We start from the raw sequence: 1,849 nt of genomic DNA on the forward strand, positions 1-1,849 counted from the left end.
CACCGGGGCCGCCGCCCGGCGCCGGTGAAGCCGTCCCCTCGGGAAGCGCCCCGGGCGGCGCGCCCGGTGGGGCCGGGGCCCCGGGGCCCCCCGGTGCGCCGGCAGCCGTACGACCGACCCCGCCGGTGGCGATCGAGGACGACGTGCCGGCCGACGACGACCCCGACCTCGACGAGAAGGCCCTCTCCGGGCCCGAGTTGATCATCGAGGGGTTGGGCGCGACGATCATCGAGCAGATCGACCACGAATGAGTCATGTCGTCGGTTCCCCCGTCCTCCCCGGGGTGCCGGGGGCCCGAACCCCGTAGGCTCAAGGGGTACGTACGACGCCGAGCCAGGAGGTTCAGCCGTGTTTCCCGGTGGTGGAGCCGATATGCAGCAGCTGCTGCAGCAGGCCCAGAAGATGCAGCAAGACCTCGCCCGCGCCCAGGAGGAGCTCGCCGAGACCATTGTCGAGGGCTCCGCGGGAGGCGGTCTGGTCAAGGCGAGCGTCACCGGGGCCGGTGAGCTGACCGGTCTGGTCATCGCCCCCGCGGCGGTTGACCCCGAGGACACCGAGACCCTCGCCGATCTGGTGCTGGCCGCCGTGCGGGACGCCAACGAGAGCGCCCGCGAGCTGGCCCAGCGCAAGCTCGGCCCGCTGGCCGAGGGGCTGGGCGGCGGGGGCGGACTGCCGGGGCTGCCGTTCTGAGCGACGCGCCGGGCCGGCTGCCGGTCCGCGTCCCGTTCCCCAACTAGCCTCACGGTCAACGACATCAGGAAGGCATGCCGTGTACGAAGGCGTGGTTCAGGACCTCATCGACGAACTGGGCAGACTGCCCGGCGTCGGTCCGAAGAGCGCCCAGCGGATCGCCTTCCACATCCTGCAGGCCGATCCCGCCGATGTGCGCCGACTCGCCCGGGCCCTGTCCGAGGTCAAGGAGAAGGTGCGTTTCTGCGCGGTCTGCGGGAACGTCGCCGAGGACGAGCAGTGCCGGGTCTGCCGCGACCCGCGCCGCGACCCCTCGGTGATCTGTGTCGTCGAGGAGCCCAAGGACGTGGTGGCGATCGAACGCACCCGGGAGTTCCGGGGCCGCTACCACGTCCTGGGCGGGGCGATCAGCCCCATCGACGGTGTGGGACCCGACGACCTGCGAATCCGCGAACTCCTCGCCCGCCTCGCGGACGGGTCGGTGACCGAACTCATCCTGGCCACCGACCCCAACCTCGAGGGGGAGGCCACCGCCACCTACCTGGCGCGGATGGTCGGATCCATGGGACTTCGCGTCACCCGGCTGGCCAGCGGACTGCCCGTCGGGGGAGACTTGGAATATGCCGACGAAGTCACGCTGGGGCGTGCCTTCGAGGGGAGGCGATTGCTCGATGTCTGACGGGACGATGACCAGGACCGCCGAAGCCGGCGAACCCGGGGGAGAGATCTCCCCCGGGGCCCCCGGGGGCCCCGTGACCACGGACGGTCCCGACACCTTCGCGGTGCAGATCGCCGACCAGATCGAGAGTTTCACCGTCGCCGTCGCCGAGATCGCCAAGGGCGACGACCCGGACAGCGCGGTACCCCACCTGCTGCTCCAGGTCTCGCAGCTCCTGCTGGCCGGCGGCCGCCTGGGGGCCCACGAGGACATCGTTCCCGAGGAGCGCTACGAGCCGGACACCGGCCCGGAGCCCGACATGGACGAGCTGCGCGAGCGTCTCGCCGAGCTCCTCGCCCCGATCGATGTCTACTCCGAGGTCTTCGATCCGTACGTGCCGCGCAGCGCCCCGGTGCCCTGCCGCATCTCCGACGACCTCGCCAACATCGTCACCGATCTGCGCCACGGCATGGCCCACTACCGGGAGGGACGCTGTCTCTT

3 protein-coding genes and 1 pseudogene are annotated in these 1,849 nt (G+C 71.6%); all 4 read left to right on the forward strand.

The annotated features are described in order from the left end of the window. Window positions 1–251, forward strand: a pseudogene (locus FNQ90_RS27685) (DNA polymerase III subunit gamma/tau); the annotation flags it as partial. Window positions 252–348: 97 nt separating this feature from the next. Next, window positions 349–690 carry a YbaB/EbfC family nucleoid-associated protein gene (locus FNQ90_RS21735; protein ID WP_143620573.1) on the forward strand — a complete coding sequence of 114 codons (342 nt, stop codon included), beginning with the start codon at window positions 349–351 and terminating at the stop codon, window positions 688–690. 79 nt (window positions 691–769) lie between these two features. Further along, window positions 770–1,369: a recombination mediator RecR gene (recR, locus tag FNQ90_RS21740; protein ID WP_143620575.1), complete on the forward strand. Its 600-nt coding sequence runs from the start codon at window positions 770–772 to the stop codon at window positions 1,367–1,369. Then, on the forward strand, window positions 1,362–1,849 hold a 488-nt coding region (locus FNQ90_RS21745; RefSeq protein ID WP_182607907.1), incomplete at its 3' end, for a DUF5063 domain-containing protein. The genes recR and FNQ90_RS21745, both read left to right, overlap by 8 nt.

It is taken from the genome of Streptomyces alkaliphilus (assembly GCF_014141535.1).
Taxonomy (GTDB): Bacteria; Actinomycetota; Actinomycetes; order Streptomycetales; family Streptomycetaceae; genus Streptomyces; species Streptomyces alkaliphilus.